At 59.8% G+C, this 15,379-nt stretch carries 16 protein-coding genes and 3 pseudogenes; 7 read left to right on the top strand and 12 right to left on the bottom strand.

The window, feature by feature from the left end; all coding sequences use genetic code 11:
* Positions 1-29: 29 nt before the first annotated feature.
* Positions 30-203, top strand: coding sequence for a CsbD family protein (locus HV773_RS33990; protein WP_175198217.1), 174 nt, complete (start codon positions 30-32; stop codon positions 201-203).
* Between the two features lie 827 nt (positions 204-1,030).
* Here the strand turns inward: HV773_RS33990 and HV773_RS33985 are convergent.
* Both HV773_RS33985 and HV773_RS33980 read right to left on the bottom strand, forming a co-directional pair.
* Positions 1,031-1,228, bottom strand: a complete 198-nt coding sequence (locus tag HV773_RS33985; RefSeq protein ID WP_175198216.1) for a hypothetical protein — start codon at positions 1,226-1,228, stop codon at positions 1,031-1,033.
* 82 nt (positions 1,229-1,310) lie between these two features.
* Positions 1,311-1,733, bottom strand: coding sequence for a type II toxin-antitoxin system HicB family antitoxin (locus HV773_RS33980; protein ID WP_175198215.1), 423 nt, complete (start codon positions 1,731-1,733; stop codon positions 1,311-1,313).
* Between the two features lie 237 nt (positions 1,734-1,970).
* Between HV773_RS33980 and HV773_RS33975 the strand changes: the two genes are divergently transcribed.
* Both HV773_RS33975 and HV773_RS33970 read left to right on the top strand, forming a co-directional pair.
* A complete protein-coding gene (locus HV773_RS33975; protein ID WP_175198214.1) occupies positions 1,971-2,441 on the top strand; it encodes a lipid-binding SYLF domain-containing protein in 471 nt (156 codons plus the stop codon).
* A gap of 69 nt (positions 2,442-2,510) precedes the next feature.
* Positions 2,511-3,347, top strand: a complete 837-nt coding sequence (locus HV773_RS33970) for a PRC-barrel domain-containing protein (RefSeq protein WP_175198213.1) — start codon at positions 2,511-2,513, stop codon at positions 3,345-3,347.
* 441 nt (positions 3,348-3,788) lie between these two features.
* Here the strand turns inward: HV773_RS33970 and HV773_RS33965 are convergent, their stop codons facing one another.
* Both HV773_RS33965 and HV773_RS33960 read right to left on the bottom strand, forming a co-directional pair.
* Complete coding sequence (locus tag HV773_RS33965; RefSeq protein ID WP_175198212.1) at positions 3,789-4,019, bottom strand: hypothetical protein; 231 nt, start codon at positions 4,017-4,019, stop codon at positions 3,789-3,791.
* Positions 4,020-4,059: 40 nt separating this feature from the next.
* The gene (locus HV773_RS33960; RefSeq protein WP_175198211.1) at positions 4,060-4,272 is read right to left on the bottom strand and encodes a hypothetical protein; all 213 of its coding nucleotides are present in this window, start codon (positions 4,270-4,272) and stop codon (positions 4,060-4,062) included.
* 1,297 nt (positions 4,273-5,569) lie between these two features.
* Here HV773_RS33960 and HV773_RS33955 point away from each other — a divergent pair.
* Positions 5,570-5,821, top strand: coding sequence for a DUF1488 family protein (locus HV773_RS33955; RefSeq protein ID WP_246282590.1), 252 nt, complete (start codon positions 5,570-5,572; stop codon positions 5,819-5,821).
* 59 nt (positions 5,822-5,880) lie between these two features.
* Here HV773_RS33955 and HV773_RS37175 read toward each other — a convergent pair.
* The 5 genes and pseudogenes from HV773_RS37175 to HV773_RS33935 form a co-directional block, all read right to left on the bottom strand.
* Positions 5,881-5,987, bottom strand: a pseudogene (locus HV773_RS37175) (Crp/Fnr family transcriptional regulator); the annotation flags it as partial.
* 278 nt (positions 5,988-6,265) lie between these two features.
* Positions 6,266-6,502, bottom strand: a complete 237-nt coding sequence (locus HV773_RS33950; RefSeq protein ID WP_175198210.1) for a hypothetical protein — start codon at positions 6,500-6,502, stop codon at positions 6,266-6,268.
* 77 nt (positions 6,503-6,579) lie between these two features.
* A complete protein-coding gene (locus HV773_RS33945; RefSeq protein WP_175198209.1) occupies positions 6,580-6,735 on the bottom strand; it encodes a hypothetical protein in 156 nt (51 codons plus the stop codon).
* Between the two features lie 428 nt (positions 6,736-7,163).
* A pseudogene (locus tag HV773_RS33940) lies at positions 7,164-8,368 on the bottom strand (DesA family fatty acid desaturase).
* Positions 8,369-8,843: 475 nt separating this feature from the next.
* On the bottom strand, positions 8,844-9,563 hold the full coding sequence (locus tag HV773_RS33935) for a Crp/Fnr family transcriptional regulator (RefSeq protein WP_175198208.1): 720 nt from the start codon (positions 9,561-9,563) through the stop codon (positions 8,844-8,846).
* A 545-nt stretch (positions 9,564-10,108) separates the two neighbouring features.
* Here HV773_RS33935 and HV773_RS33930 point away from each other — a divergent pair.
* The 3 genes from HV773_RS33930 to HV773_RS33920 all read left to right on the top strand — a co-directional run bounded on the left by HV773_RS33930 (position 10,109) and on the right by HV773_RS33920 (position 11,082).
* On the top strand, positions 10,109-10,453 hold the full coding sequence (locus tag HV773_RS33930) for a hypothetical protein (protein ID WP_246282587.1): 345 nt from the start codon (positions 10,109-10,111) through the stop codon (positions 10,451-10,453).
* A gap of 71 nt (positions 10,454-10,524) precedes the next feature.
* Positions 10,525-10,791 (top strand): hypothetical protein, encoded by a 267-nt coding sequence (locus tag HV773_RS33925; protein WP_175198207.1) that lies wholly within the window; start codon positions 10,525-10,527, stop codon positions 10,789-10,791.
* A gap of 27 nt (positions 10,792-10,818) precedes the next feature.
* Positions 10,819-11,082, top strand: a complete 264-nt coding sequence (locus tag HV773_RS33920) for a hypothetical protein (protein WP_175198206.1) — start codon at positions 10,819-10,821, stop codon at positions 11,080-11,082.
* A gap of 951 nt (positions 11,083-12,033) precedes the next feature.
* On the opposite strand, the pseudogene HV773_RS33915 reads toward HV773_RS33920, so the two are convergent.
* From HV773_RS33915 to HV773_RS33905, 3 genes and pseudogenes are all read right to left on the bottom strand, one after another.
* A pseudogene (locus HV773_RS33915) lies at positions 12,034-12,453 on the bottom strand (IS6 family transposase); the annotation flags it as partial.
* A 227-nt stretch (positions 12,454-12,680) separates the two neighbouring features.
* Positions 12,681-13,835, bottom strand: coding sequence for an IS110 family RNA-guided transposase (locus HV773_RS33910; protein ID WP_175198205.1), 1,155 nt, complete (start codon positions 13,833-13,835; stop codon positions 12,681-12,683).
* A 255-nt stretch (positions 13,836-14,090) separates the two neighbouring features.
* Positions 14,091-15,221, bottom strand: coding sequence for an IS110 family RNA-guided transposase (locus tag HV773_RS33905; RefSeq protein WP_175198204.1), 1,131 nt, complete (start codon positions 15,219-15,221; stop codon positions 14,091-14,093).
* Between the last annotated feature and the right edge of the window lie 158 nt (positions 15,222-15,379).

Below are 15,379 nucleotides of genomic sequence, written 5' to 3'. Positions count from 1 at the left end.
CGAGCATCAATTGTCATTGGAGATTCACCATGAACAAGGATCAAGTCAAGGGAACTGCAGAGAAGGTAAAGGGCAAGGCGAATGAAATCATTGGCCAGGTCACGGGTAACACGAAACAGGAAGTCAAGGGCGATATCCAGCAAGCGGCCGGCCAGGCGAGAAAGAGCCTGGGCGACGCAAAGGAAGCTATCAAAAAGTCCTGACGGATCACGATCTCGTCACAGACGCCTCCCCCAACAAGGTCGACCGGGGCCACCCACTGCGGCGGGAATCTACCCGCCGCAGAAATCGTTCGCACCCGCCATCCCGGGTAGCAGCCAACCCACAACGGCAAGAGCGAAAACAACACATCGACAAAGCCGTCGAGGGCAGCCTTGCAGTTATCAGTGGCGTGACAAGAATCAAACAAGCTGCGATGCTGGCGAAGCGCCCCGTATCTGCGTCGAGTTGCGGAGAAAACTACCCGGGATCTGAAATGCTTTTTTTGATCAGAGGTGTCCGCCCATCGCGCGAGCGCTTCTTTCACAGCCCCCTCTACCGGTAAAGACAGCAGACCCCGGACGTTCCTTTTCCTCGACACTGCGCCATGGCAGAACGGTGCGCGATCGAGCGGATGAGCCCAGCGCTGGCTTTCTGACGTGCACATCAACTCTGCGGGCGCCAGCGCGGGCACCGCTTGCGTGAGATGCTTCGTCTATGGCCGCGTTTTCGCAGTACCCTGCGAAGGCCGGTAACGCCATTTCGTCGCCGCGGGATCGATTGCGGCGGCGTCTTCGCTGCGTTTCTTCTCGCGTGCTTCGTCGGCGCGCCCATACTCCGCACGTCTATCCTGAGCGGGTCTTAGTGCATCGGGGGGGAGCGACATACGACCTCCTTGAATTTTCTGCGCAAGCGACGAACGTGTTCATGGTGTCGGGTCGGAACGCGGCCGAGGGTCTGCCCGATGGCCGCGCCGATACAACGCGAAGCCGATCATCAATGCCATTCCTGCGATAATTCCCCACAGCGCGGATGTCATGTTCTCTCCATCTCAGTCCACATCCATCGACGGGTGCTGCGCGTGAGCACTCAGTGATGGCTGTTGGGCCTTGCGGACGCTGGCGAGGTCTTCATCGTGATGTTTCGTCACTCGATGCCGATGCACGACCCAGTACCGCAACATCAGATATATCGCGACGAATACCGCAGCTGCAAAGCCCACCGAATAACCCATTAGCGTCTGGCTCATTTCGCCCTCCCATGAGGTCTGATCCCGATAGATAAACAATGCGCCCTGGTTACGCCTTCGCTGGGCCGGACTCGCGAGTTTTTTAGAAGCGCCGAAGCGCTCCTGCATCGCCCGCGTGCGCCAGTTCATGAAGACAGGCTAGTGCGATGTAAGCCGACCTGCCGATATGGCGCCGTTGCGCAGCAAGGTCGATCTCCTGCAGCACGCTCCTGCGAAGGGAAATCTGTACGGACACGGAGTGCGACTGGACGTTCGTCAAATCGATATCGACGAACATCCACAGGCCTTCTCCATCGTCCATATCGAGCGCCTGCAGTGCCGACATGTCGCTGGTCGGAGCGGGAAGGATGTGCTCGCTGCAGTGATACATACGTTGCACGAGACGTTCGGCGTTTACCGCCAGATCGTCAAACGTGCCCCCTTCCGCTTCGACCCATGGAAAATCCGCGAACACGCCGTGATAGCCTTGCCCGTCACCTCGTTGAACATACAGGGGGTAGTGCACAGTCGTCTCCGACGCTTACCCGAGAGAAGTCTCTCGGGTCAATACGCATCTTGCTGTAGATGTCAATGCGCGTCTGTACGGTGCAGGACTTTCGTGCGTCCGACATCAATACGTGTAGCGCGAGAGTTCCAGCACATGACGCGACACATCGGAAAACGAATTTGTACGGTGTCGTACCGCATCGGCATTCAATCGGGCGTAGCGTCAGAAGCATCGACCCGTACCGAGGACTGGATCATGCCCAGACGAACATTGACGTGGAGCGTTCCGGGCTTCGTCCTTGCGTTCGCACTGGCCGGTTCCGGCTGCACCGCAACCAGTCCGTCGAACGTCCGCGGCGAGCAGATGGACAAACGCCACACGATCGACGCAGGCGTCGACTCGACCCTTTCACGTCTTTATGTCGACGCAAAGGACTCACGTGAACTGGTTTCCAAAGCGCGGGGCGTGCCGATATTCCCGTCCGTGATCGATGCAGGTTTCGTGGTCGGAGGGCAGTACAGCGAAGGATCGCTGCGCGTGGACGGACATACCATCGGCTACTACAGCACTGCGACCGGATCGCTCGGCTGGCAGATCGGCGCGAACGGCAACGTCGACGCGAGCACCGCAACCGGTCAGGTCGATGCGTTCGTGCTGACGAACAACGGGCTGATGGCCGGCGCATCCCTCGAAGGCACGAAGGTCACGCGCCTCAATTCACTCTAATTGACCCGACCGTCGCGGCCGGTGCTTCGAATGCCATCGAGGTGCCGGCTTCGACATCATGGAGGCGTCATGTTGCGAAGCATAAAGGATCTGCACAGATGCACCGTACGTGCCTCGGACGGCGACATCGGCCGCATCAATCAGGTTTATTTCGACGACGAGGCATGGGGCATTCGTTACCTGGTGGTCGACACCGGAGACTGGCTCCATGACAGACAGGTGCTCGTTTCTCCGTACTCGCTCAAGCACGTGGACTGGTCATCGAACACGGTTCATGTGAATCTCACGCGACAGCAGGTAAGTGACAGTCCAACGCTCGACACGCACAGGCCAGTCTCGCGCCAGCACGAAATCGAGTACCTGCGTTACTACAGCTATCCGACCTATTGGGGCGGCCCGAATCTGTGGGGCATGGGCGCCTGGCCCGCGTTCGATACCGTTTCACCGGACCTCACGGCGCCCGCTCCGGCACGCCCCACACTGCACACCAACCGGGCGTTGCCGGACGTCCATTTGCGCAGCACCGACGAGGTCAGGGGCTACCACATCGAGACGATAGACGGAACCATCGGCCATGTGTCGGGTTTCATTTATGACGATCGCGCGTGGGCTCTGCGCTACCTGAAGGTCGATACGCGCAACTGGTGGCCGGGGAGCAAGGAAGTCCTGATCGCCACGCGCTGGATCGAACTCGTCGACTGGTTCGCTGCAACCGTGTCAACGTCGCTCACGCGCGATGCGATCCAGCGTAGCCCGGCCTACGACGACTCGATACCCGTTCATCGAAGCTACGAAGTGGCGCTACACGAGTTCTACAACCGCGAAGGATATTGGTCGGAAGCTGAACAACTGCCCCGCCGCCTCACCGGCGACCCGGATGCCGACTCGCCGGACAGGTACAGGTGACGTAACGAGTAAGTGTCTTGCACGCCCGGTGGCTGGCGCATGGAGAACGGCGCATCGGCGGAAATCGCCGTGGTTGGAAACGATCGCCTGCCCGGAGTTGCACATTTCATGTGCGGCGAAACCATGCCAGCTAGCTGCTATTGAGCCTCGACCGGCTGGACTCGAGTGACGTCGGAATGATTCGGGAACGGATTGCCAACATGCCCGGCGTGCGTCGAGCTGGCGTGACAGAGACACGACGCGGAAACCGCCGGACGAAGGTGTTATTCGCTATACGCGCAGACTCATCGCAGTACTGAACCGCCGCGCACTCGAGGCGCAGGCTTGCGAGTGCTACAAGGTGGTCAAGTACGGGAGCGATTGCCTTCTGGAGCATGGTTGATTCGGTTGCCGAATCGCCGGGCGACACGGCGAAGTACTTCTGCGCGGAAGAACGTCGCGTCAACGCTGGCGTCGCACCGGCACAAGCACCATGCCGCCACCGTCGATGCCGCTTCCCTGGCGCCAGACTGCCTTGCCAAGCGCCGTCAGTTCGCCGCAACTGTGTTGCGCGTCCGCTTCAGTTCCAGCTATCGCCATGTCGCCGCCAGCCTGCTCCTGCGCTGCCTGCCGCTGTCCCGCGCGTGCGGCCACGGCGTCATCGTGTGACCTTCCCGCATAACATTGCGTCATCTTTTCGAACTCCTCGTGAGTGATGCTGATCAGACGCCGCTCATGAACTCGTCATGTTCGTCACGGCCCCAAACTTACCCGGCTCCTTCCTTTGCTTCCGATCCCGCGTATCGCTGCGTTGCTGGCCGGCCACCTCACGCAAAGCTCCGTCTTCTGGCGCATTGCGCATGCCATCGTCCGCTGCGTTGCCAACGTCGAACGCCAGCCTTCTGCTTTCTGCCAGCACGTCCGCGTTCACACGGTTCGTCCTCATTTCATGCTCCTTTTACGCAACGACATCGGCGATAGAACATCTCACGCCAAGGCCGGTTTCGCGCATTCGATGCGCGTAACATGGTCGCATCGTTCAACCATTCGGGAAGCACGTCTGTACGCCATCGGACTATTGCCAGCTCTGCCACCGCAGATCACCGAAAGATCCCGTATGCCGGTACGTCGATCTTCGGGCCGCTCCTCGGTACGCTAGCGTGCGGACAAAAAACCGGTTCGAATACACTCGCGCCAAAGGCATCAACAAGCCTCGGCGAGGGTGAAATACAGCATCAGCAATTTGAGAGGGACAAGGCGCATCTGGAGCTGATCGCTTCACTACTTGCGCGCGGCAATTTCATCGCGCTCTTGTACTGGCGACGCCACGTTGCCGAGCTAGCGGAAGAACAATCTCTGATTCCATCAGGGGCGCTACGGGTGACCCGGCTACCCGGCTTGCCCGATGACATTGAATGCGCAACAAAACGCCTTGAGTCCGCGTCTCTGCTGGGTGCGACGCCGGCTCAACTCCCTCCTGCTTCGTCACGATCACGCCTATAGCCGCCGTAGCCGGAACACGAACGCCTCCTATCAAGGAGCATGGCGAGAGGCAACTGAAACAGCGTTTCGCGATCTCACTTGCATCGCGTTGATAAAAGGCGCATCCTTCTTACGTGCAATGTGCTGCCGCTGCCAGTTCGACATCGACGCCCTGAGATTGCTTCGATCGTCAGGATTCCCCATAAAATACATCACAAGAATCCCGCCATCGAATATCGTGGCGACAACTTTCGTGCGACAGTTAGTCTAGGGTTGCTTCGTTTGCGCTTTGTGCATTTCACGCGCTCGAGGCAGTTCTCCAAACAATGTCCGAGCTGTGCCGATTGCAATGAGCTAATCGACTCAGCAGTGTTCCGTGATCTGAGCGAGCGCAGGTCCAGGCAGCGCCGTCATGCTCGCCCCGCTACTCGGGGCGCAGGAAAGGCCGTATCCGCGACACGCTCGCAAACTCTCGATCACACCGCTCATTTCAGGCGCTGCCGACGACAGTCCGTCGCTGCGTCTGCGCGGAAGTTATGTAGTTTTCTATTGGAGCCGCTATGCCAAAATCAATCAGACTGCACTCGACCTCACCCGTGAGCCAGAGCGACTACGTTATCCAGGAAAGGGCCCGCGTTTCTTCACGGGAGAAAGCAGAAGGCGAACGCGCCCAGAAGCGGCTCGAGATGGACGCCCGCATCAATGTCAACGCGAGCAAGTGGCGATATATCCGTCCCGGTGAGTAAATCGAAAAAGGCAGCGTGGTGCTCAACTTTCCCAATCCCAGTCGAATCTACGACGCGTCCAGGCGTTCCGTGTGCTTTTGGGGCTACGACAAAGCTCGTGAGATTGCCTTTCTGGTCGACGATGCGATGCTGGCGAAGCTGAACCCCGATATCGTTTCTGACGAGTCCTCGTTGCTCGCAACTTTCGACCGCAACCGCGACCAGATTCTGGAGCTCGCCCGAACCCTCTATAAAGGCGGCCCTCAGAACAAGTACACAATCTCGTGAATGATGAGGTCTGTCGCCGGATTGCCGCGCCGGCGAGGGGCACCCCATTCGCGCAGCGCTCATCGCATCGCCTTCAAATCGGGCAGCAAACGGTCGAATCACACTTCACCATGCTGTAACGCTCACAGACGCGCTTTTCGAGCCCGGGCCTGTCCAGTACGTCGACGCGATTTGCCCCCCTCTGTCAGCTTTGTCGACGCAGGGAACCATTTCCCGAAAATGCGCGGCATAGTCGGTAGTGGCGTGGCGCACACGCGAAGTCCTGCCATTCCAACGCCCTGAACACGCCGCCGCCGTCGCGATGGGTTCGATGTCTTCCGCATTTGCGGATAACCATCATCGATGCCACAAGGTGAAGGTACATCACCACTGGGAAACACGCTGCCACCACTAATCGAAGTGTTCTGAGACCCCGCTCACGCGGGGTTTCGCTTCTTTGTCCTCTCATCGCATTCTCGGCGCCCCATCCCACATCTCGGGTACTGCCTGGGCGCGCCAAAGCTGGGCGCCAACGTGAACAAGAGCGTCCCAGTCGCCGGCATTCATCGTTGCATGCTCACGAGCGAGGAAATCGGCCAGCCACAGCAGGGAACCAGCGGGTGCGGCCGCGCCGGGAGGCTCATCGGCGGTTGAACGAAACAGTTCGAGGATCGTTTCGACTGTGATGTACGGCCTGTTCATGGCGATCTCCCCTCGGCGGGCTCCATTAGCGGGCTGCCCACCGCACGCGCCGTTTTCGCTTTTGCAGCAAGAACCGGCTAGTGCTTGCGATGCATCCACCGCATGCGATGTGAGTCCATCCACTGGATCGCACTTTCGTCCGGATGGTCAACCATGTACCGGCGTACCAGTGCGAACGCGACGATCGCGAGGACCATCAGACCAACAACAAAACCAATCATCGACTGAGACATGGAAGCCTCCTCATGGATCGCCCGACCCATGACCCAATTGTAGGTGGCGCAGGAATACTCGGGTGCCCGTCATCCCGCGCCGTCTGGCCCGTTGACGCCACGCTACGAATAAGTGCGCGGCATGCGCGCCCGAAGATAGACCGCGACGGAGACCGACGCACTCGAAGCCACGACCCCTGCCATTGCATGCCGCCGTGCTTCAGCGCATTCGTCACATACTCTTCATGAAAAAGCCGACGCTTCGCCGGCCTTCCCGTTTCCGTCTTTCAGGACGGACTGCCGGCCCTGATTGAGTTCCGGCATTGATCAACAATTCATGGCATCCGATGCGTCTGCAATGAGTCAATCATTCCGTAAATCGGCACGCGCCTCTGTACGGCATTGGACAATTCCGGCACCTCGATGCGGAAAAGACAATCGTGTGACCGCTACTGCGCGTACTGGCGCAGACGCAGCGAGAATTCTTCGAGTGCCTGAATGCCGCTCTGCTCCGCCGTGTGGCACCACGCCTGCAACTGCCTGGCAACTGGTCCTGCGACGCGCTGGAGCGTCCCCAGATAGCCGACAGTTCCTGGCGCAGTTCGACGCAGGTGCGCAGCGTCGAGTTGTGGTCCCAGGCGTCGGCAAACGGCAGCACCTGACCCGTTTTACCGCGGCTCGCCTGCGCCTGCAGCCGGAGCCACTGGCGCACGCCGCGTCGAAGACGAAGCTTCTCGCGACAACTGAGGTGCCCCGCCCTCGCCAATTCCTGCTCGCATCCGATTTCGGCTGACTTCACATAGGAAGCCATGACCTAAAGACGATGGAAAAGTACCGCTCGCAGCGTAGCGTCATCGACCGTCCTCTTGCCTTCGATCAGGTACGGCGCCTGCGCCACCTTCCTGATTGTCGCAAGCCTCAGCGCTGCCAGGGCCTGGATATACATCCAGCCCACATCGAGCTCGTACCATTTGTTCGACAGCTTCGCGGACGTGGGATACGCATGGTGGTTGTTATGCAGTTCCTCGCCGCCGATCACAATGCCGAACGGAATCACGTTCGTGCTCGCGTCGTCGGTATCGAAGTTGCGGTAGCCCCGAAAATGGCCGAAGCCGTTGACGACGCCGCCCGCCCAGAACGGAATCCACATCATCTGAACCGCCCAGACCGACACGCCGGCCACGCCGAACAGCGCAACGTCGATCACCATCAGCAAGCTCACGCCCAGGTTCCGGTACTTCGTATAGACGTGTCTCTCGAGCCAGTCCTTCGGCATGCCCTAGCCTAACTTGCGCAAGGTCTCCTCGTTCCTGGCTTGCGCGGTGTACAGTTCCGATCCCTCGAAGACGACTTTGCAGATACCCAGCATTTGCGGACTATGCGGATCATCGGCCGTCTCGCACTTCGCGTGATGCTTGCGGTGCACCCCGGCCCACTCGTTGCCCGATATGCCCGTCGTCATCCACAACCAGAACCGGAAAAAATGGCGGACGGCCGGATGAAGATCGAGCGCGCGATGCGCGAGGCAGCGATGAAGATAGAGCGTCACGTCAATGATCGTAACGTGCGTCATGACGAGCATGGCGAGGAGAATCTGCCACCACGAAAGCGCAAGCAAACCGCTGGAGAGGAATGTGAGTAGATTGCCGAACAAATGAGCTTCCTTCCGCCCTGCGCGGGAGCCGTCTGGCTCGATTCTGTGGCACGACAGCTGGAGGATTCGCGCTTTCATGGCACGGCCCGAATCCTCAGCCGCGCGGTGCAATCCCCACCCACTCGCTTGCCCTGCCACAAAGGACGCGAGACAACCCGGCGTGCACTCGAGCGCCGTCGTACTGAAGTTCCGGCTACGGGATTCGCGGGTGACGCTCCGTCGGTGCGCCACGAAGTGCTCGAGCGCGCCTCTTTACAATGGGGGGTACCTGACGGCGCTATCGGTACGCTACCGTGCAGACGATGCACCATCTACAGGCTAGCTGTCGAGGCGTAGACCCGCCTCCGGAACACAGCAATGCTGTATCAGCAATTCGAGCGCAATCTGGTTCACCTCGAACTGATCGTCTGGCCGCTGTCGAGAGGCAATGCTGGCGCTCTGCTACTGGCAGCAGTCGAGCCGCGCTCCTCGCCCATCACAGCGCCTTCAGATCAGGCAGCAAGCGGTCGAATTCACGCTTCACCACGCTGTAACACTCGCAGACGCGCTTCTCGAGCCCGGACCGATCCAGTACCTCGATGTGGCCGTAGCTATAGCGGATCAACCCGGCTTCCTGCAGCTTCATCGCCGCTTCGGTGACACCCGGTCTGCGTACGCCCAGCATGTTGGCGATCAGCTCCTGGGTCATTTTCAGTTCGTTGGACGGAAGACGGTCGAGGCTCAGCAGCAGCCAGCGGCACAACTGTTGATCGATCGAATGATGACGGTTGCACACGGCGGTCTGTGCCATTTGCGTGATAAGCGCCTGGGTATATCGCAGGAGCAGCCGCTGCATCGGACCACCACGACAAAACTCCTCCTTGAGCAGGCGGGTGTCGAGACGGTACGCCTTGCCCGCGCTCTGGACGACCGCGCGGCTTGGCGTCGTTTCGCCGCCCATGAAAATGGCGACGCCGACAATCCCTTCGTTGCCCACAATGGCAATTTCCCCCGATGCGCCATCTTCCATCACGTAAAGCAGGGAGACGATCGATGTCGTCGGGAAATAGACGTGGGCGAGGCGGTCACCCGATTCGTAGACAACCTGCCCCAGCGGCATGTCCACCTGCACCAGATGCGGCGAGAGGCGTTCCCACTCGACCGCAGGCAGGACCGAGAGCAAGTGATTCCCGCTCAACCGCTGTTCGTCCGTCATGTCCTGCTCCAGGGTATCCGTAGCGGAACCCGCGACCCCGAAGGCCGTATCGCGTGATCGCTCCAGGTTTCGGAAAAAACTGCCAAGCCGCCCGTCGGCGTGCCGCCTTGATGCGCACGCCCCGCCCAGCTGGATCTCAAATTATAGGGGGCGCATCCATGGCTGACGCGCGGCGGCGGCGCAACAAGATAACTGCACCGTCCGATGCCGTACCGACTGCCGCGCAGATCCACCTTATTCTAACCCTGTCGGACCGGTCCATTCCGGTCGGAGCGCACTTCAGAAATTAACCCTCACCGAGGCTGCCCGACGGGCTTTGAGCCTCCGGCTTTCACCCGAATCTGGTTGCCGGTCCCTTCAGCAATGTTCAGATCGTCGATGAGGAGATGCGACTGCCGGATACGACCAGTGAGTCCAGGAAGGCAATCCCCCAAGTTCAAGTATTCGCCAGACTGACATGGCAACCGGCCAGGATAGCCGGACGAGATTTTTCACCAACATTGCGCGACCGGTTTACGCCTGTCCCAAACGACAGCAGATCTCACATGGGGGTTTTTATGGCCAGGCAACATCACAGGGACAACGTCCATCACGCGAACAACAACACAGCCGAAGCGACACTGGTGGCACTGACAATACAGATCTGCGGATTCGTCCACGAAGGGGCCCTCGATAGCCGCTGTGCAACCAAGCTCGTCAGACGGCTCCGAAAAGAGGCCAAAACCCTCTCGGAGGCCGGCAGGACGACGAAGTCCGGTCAGAAGGACCTGTTGCATGCTTTCAACGCAGTCGACATGGTTTTACATGCACACGATACGGGGCTGCTGGTCGCGGCGAACACGGCTCTGCGCTCTACCGCCGGAGCACCCGGCACCACGGAATCAACCTGACGACCGCGTCCGCAGCCGGCTGAGTCGCTCAGGGCCGCCGGGGCGAGGTCGTATACTGAACGGAGTCGGTCATGGCCTATTTCTCGATCGGTCTATTCGACGTCTACGTCGACGTATTCGTCATCAATCGTGGCTTCGGACGTCCTCCAGGCGACTCCGAGATGTTCGGATTCAGGGGTGAAATTGTCCCGGGTGGTGGCAAGCGAACATTTTCAGGCGCGCATCATTTCCGCTCGATTGAAAAGGAGGGATACCCGGACCGAAGGGAAGCAATCGATCGAGGTCGCAAGCATGCTGAAGGGTTACTCCGGTCTTGCGAGCGCTATTTACCCGGCTAAACCCAATCGTACTATCCGGAGGTGACTATGCAACGGACGATTCGCTACCGCGGTTGCGGTTGCGAAATCCATGTCGACCTCGTCCCCACGTCGGCGGACATGTTCGACGCGTCGTTTCGCGTCGAGTGCGCAGTATCGCCAAAACAGCTTTCCCCGACCGGTGCGCGCGTACCGGTGCGCAATGGGCCGTTCTCGCGCGGGTGGGCCTATCTCATGGCTGAGATCGCTGGCCAGTCTGCGATTGACGGGATGCTCGGTCCACGTGATTCCCGGTCGCGCCACGTGATCTGAGTCACCGTCAAGGTTCGCCGTCTCGAGCAGCTCATTGACCAGCGCGCAAACCGCTTCGCCGCTCGCGTCAACCAGCACGCGCTTCAGTCAGGCATGATTCATCGATGCTCCCGGTACGGCGTGACAATTGTCGCAAAGCGGACTTCACGTTCGAAGGTCAGACAGGACCGATCTCAAGCAGGGTCGACTACCCGGCACACTGGCTCAGCCACAGTCTGCCCGCAGCCGTCATGTTGACAACACCACCACTGTGCGACTCGTAAGCAAACCCGACGCGCAGTAGTTCCTCGACGACAGCCCGCGGCAATCCTGCCTCGGAATCCGGAACCCGATCGAATGACTTGAGGGCGATAGTGGCCTCAGAAGAGAGTGGGATGCACATGATGGCCTCCTGTTTTGCACATCATTCTATCGATCCCTCCTCGGTCGATCTGTCCGGAAGCGACCATTTCGCCAGCATTTCTTCCGCACGCCTCTCGGGATTAGAGGCGGTTCGAAGTGTCAGGTAACGGTGGTCGGTCAAAGAGATGCGTTCCATTGTCCGAGCAGTGCGCGACATCGCTCGACTTACGTGATCCCGCGTGGGCCTCTGAGGTGTCCACTTCCCATAGTCGCCCGCTCGGTCGACACGTCTTCCAGTTGGGATGAGTGATGCCCGACATCGCCGCTCCAGGACGTTCAAACGCCGCGGTCACAAGTTAATCATCTACGACGTCGGATTCCTGATCGTTCGCTGTGGGCCGCAAACGTCCGGCATCAGATAGACCTCACACGAGAGTCGAGGCACAATTGATCTATCCGCTGAACTCGTCCGTACGTTTCCCAGCTCACGGCCTATCCGACTACTGGCCGAATATCCCAATGAGCTCCATCATGAAACATAGCAATCACGCTTGGTTTTGTCGCGGTAAGGAAAAGATGGCGAAAAAACGGCAGTATAAGTAGGATTGCTTATGCTGCCAGTGAGTAAAACTGCTCTGCGTGAGCGTATGCGATGCCACGGTCTTCCATTTTACCCTTGGCGATCATGTGCATAAGTTCGATGCCGCTCAACAGGATGCGGGCACAACGAAAATTCTTGAAGCCGAGCATGGGACGTGTGCGTCGCTTGATCGCCCGATGATCTTGCTCGACAACGTTGTTCAAATATTTGTTCTGGCGAATCTTGATCGGTGTTTCTCGCTCCGCGTTGAGGGCATCCAGCGCGGCCCGGTTCGCGCAGCTTCTATCGATTGTCACCGTCTCGGGCTCGCCGTTTCGGTCGATTGACTTTCCGAAGTAGCGCCGGGCTGCTGCCTTGTCACGATGGGCGCGCAGCAGGAAATCGACCGTGTTGCCCTCCTTGTCGACGGCGCGGTACAAATACTGATATGACTTTCCGTGTCAATAACGAGGTTGGTTCTTTTTTTTGATTGCTGCATAAGCACATGAATTTCCTGAGGGCGGCGTGGCAGTAATGTCGACGGTGGATCACACTTCTATGAGCGAGATTTTGTCAAGATCGCTTTCGCCGGTATCTTCATACCACGTCTCCTGTGCAGCCTCAGTTAAAGTGCCAAGCCAAAATTCAACATCCTTTCAGGTAAACATTAGGATGTCTAAGCTACCTTAAGGTCCGCACCTTCAGGAATGACTCCGTCTTTCAGATAGCGCCACAGTGCAATTGCAAGACGTCTCGCTACCGCGACGATGGCGATGCGTCGCGCTCGTCGGTTCGGCCCTGTGCCCTGTGTGCGTTGGTCAAACCATTTTGTTAATGCACTATCCGGCTGGTAGCGCAGCCAGGTCCATGCAATCTCGATCAGCAGCGCGCGTACCCGCCGGTTTGCCTGTTTGCTGATCCCTTGATCGACCTGGCTTTCGCCGCTGTCATAGGGCTGGGGCACCAGTCCGACACACGAGCCGACTTCGCGGCGATTGTTGAAATCCCGCCAGAAGAGCTCGAGCGCAAGGCGCGAGGCGCCCACTTCGCCGATACCCTTCAGGCGCGCCAGCGCATCGCAACGCTGGCGCGCAGCTGCTGGTACGTTTGTCTTTCGCGTCGCCTCCAGCACCGCAAGTTGCTGTTCGACGAGGGCCAGCCGATCACACTCACGCCGTAACCGCTCATACAGCTCGCGCGGTAATCGTGCACCGTCGTGGCAGCGCACTTCGTCGCGCTCGAGCCGGTCTGCGAACGCCCGTTGATCGACCGCATCCCAGCAGCCGAGTGTAGCCAGCAGCTTGCGCATGCGATCTTGGTGCTGCAGGATTTCCTTCTGTAGTTGACCGCGCTCTCGCATCAAGTGGCGCGATGCCTCATCCTCCGGTAACGGTACGCGAATCACATGCATGCGATCGCGCTCGCCGCGCAGCCACGCGCGCAGGTTGATGACGAGCTTGATGACATCGAGCCGATCGGTCTTGGCGCGCCGCTGGTGGCGTTCAACCGGAATGCTGGCCGGATCGATAACGTAGCAGTCGATGTGTCGGGCCCGTAACGCGCGCCAGATCCAGAACGCGTCCTGCCCGGCCTCATAGCTCACGGCAATCCGTACATCGGTCGGCAATGACCACCTTTCCTTGTGGATCTCGATCAGGTCCAGCACCGCTTGCAGGCGTGCCGCAGCCTGCGGCTGTGCAACGGTGTGGACGGCCGGCTTCTCGCGCCGGCCGTCGTGAAACGCGACTTTCCATTTGGCCGCCGCCAGTTCCAGCGACACGGCCAGCACCAGTCCGTCACCACTACCCGTGTATGCCTGATCGGTGAGCATGATGTTCTCCTGTGAGCAAACCTCAGCATGCCGATTTTAGGCGTCAGCTTGGCGAGGGACTCGCTTCATAGGATCTGATATCCGCGGGTTGGGTACCGCATTACAGTGGTCCGTCCAATGAGCCTGCCGCTATCTAACCGCGCAAGTCGGATGAGATCCGTTGCCTAGCATAGCCCGCGGATTGCTCGTGTGCCGGGCTACGCCGCCTTCAGGAAGCTCGTCCTCCAGTCGTTGTGGGGATTGCTCACGTGCGTGTCATGCTGTCGGCACCTCGCGTGGCATGGCCAGCGACATCGCGAGCTGGCTGATGTCCCAGATGAACCCCGCCAGTTCGCGGGCGATCGCGACCACGGCAATGTTCTTCTCCTTGCCGCGTGCGACAAGCCTCCGGTAGCGCCCGCACAGGCGCACCTGCGCGTCCCAGGCTCGATCGACAATGGGCTTGGGGATGCCCTCGTGTCGGCACTGGATCTCGCGGCTCACGCGGGCCGGGTGCTGGTAGCTCCAGGCCGCTTCGACGAGCAGCTTTCGCGCATAGCTGTTGCCGTTCTTGGTGATGCTGCCCAGCCGGCGCTTCTCGCCCGACGAGTGTTCGGAGGGCGTCACCCCCAGCCAGGCCATCAGCTGGCGTGGATGCACGAAGCGTGAGAGATCGCCCAGCTCGGCGAGCATGCCCACGGCCGTCGTGAACTGCAGGCCGCGCATCGTCTGCAGCGCCAGCACGGCCGGATAGAAACGCCAGTCAACGACCGCCTCGCGCAGCGCGGTCTCCAGCCGGTCGCATTGCGCGTGCCGGTCCTCGATCGTGCGCCGCAGCTCCTCGAACGCCAGTTGCTGCCATGCGCTGGCGAATGAATACTGGCTGATCCAGCGTCGATGCGCGGGGCCCCAATCAGGGCGACCCGTGTAGCCCACACCGTGCGAAAGGAGAAAGGCCTTCAGTCGTTGGCGCGCACGCTTCAGGTCGTCCTTGGCGCTGACCCACGCACGTGCCAGATCGCGGAATGCTTCATCGTCCACGGTGGGCACGTACACGGCTGACAGATCGCCGGCACGAAGTGAGCGCACAAGCTTCACGGCGTCGCGCCGATCGGTCTTGACGCGCTCACCGGGCTTTTTGGGAATCAGCGAGGGCGCGCACACCATGCAGTCAAATCCCTTCTGCAGGAGCTGACGGTAAAGCCCGTAGCCGCACGGGCCCGCCTCGTAGACGATGCAGATATGCCGCGCCTTCGATTGCAGGCGCCTGCACAGGCGATCGATATCGGCCTTTGTCGTCCCGATCTTGCCTAACAGTTCGACGTCGCCCATTCCGATCGCGTAGGCGACCGTGATCGACTCCTTATGCACATCCAGTCCGACGTATACTGTGCTATCGTTTTCCATGCTGGCCTCCGCCTCGGAAATCGCCGGGTGTGGCCCTGTTCACACCATGCGGCTCTGGCAGCCATGCTAGCCCGCGTTTGATTCCTTCGCGGCAGGCCAGCCTCTCTGCCCCACGGGGAGTCATATTGACTAACCCGCGTTCAGTTTCCCCACGGCGG

It is taken from the genome of Paraburkholderia caffeinitolerans (assembly GCF_902859945.1).
GTDB lineage: Bacteria > Pseudomonadota > Gammaproteobacteria > Burkholderiales > Burkholderiaceae > Paraburkholderia > Paraburkholderia caffeinitolerans.
The sequence above is the reverse complement of the archived record's forward strand: the minus strand, read 5'-3'. Positions and strand labels throughout refer to the sequence as shown.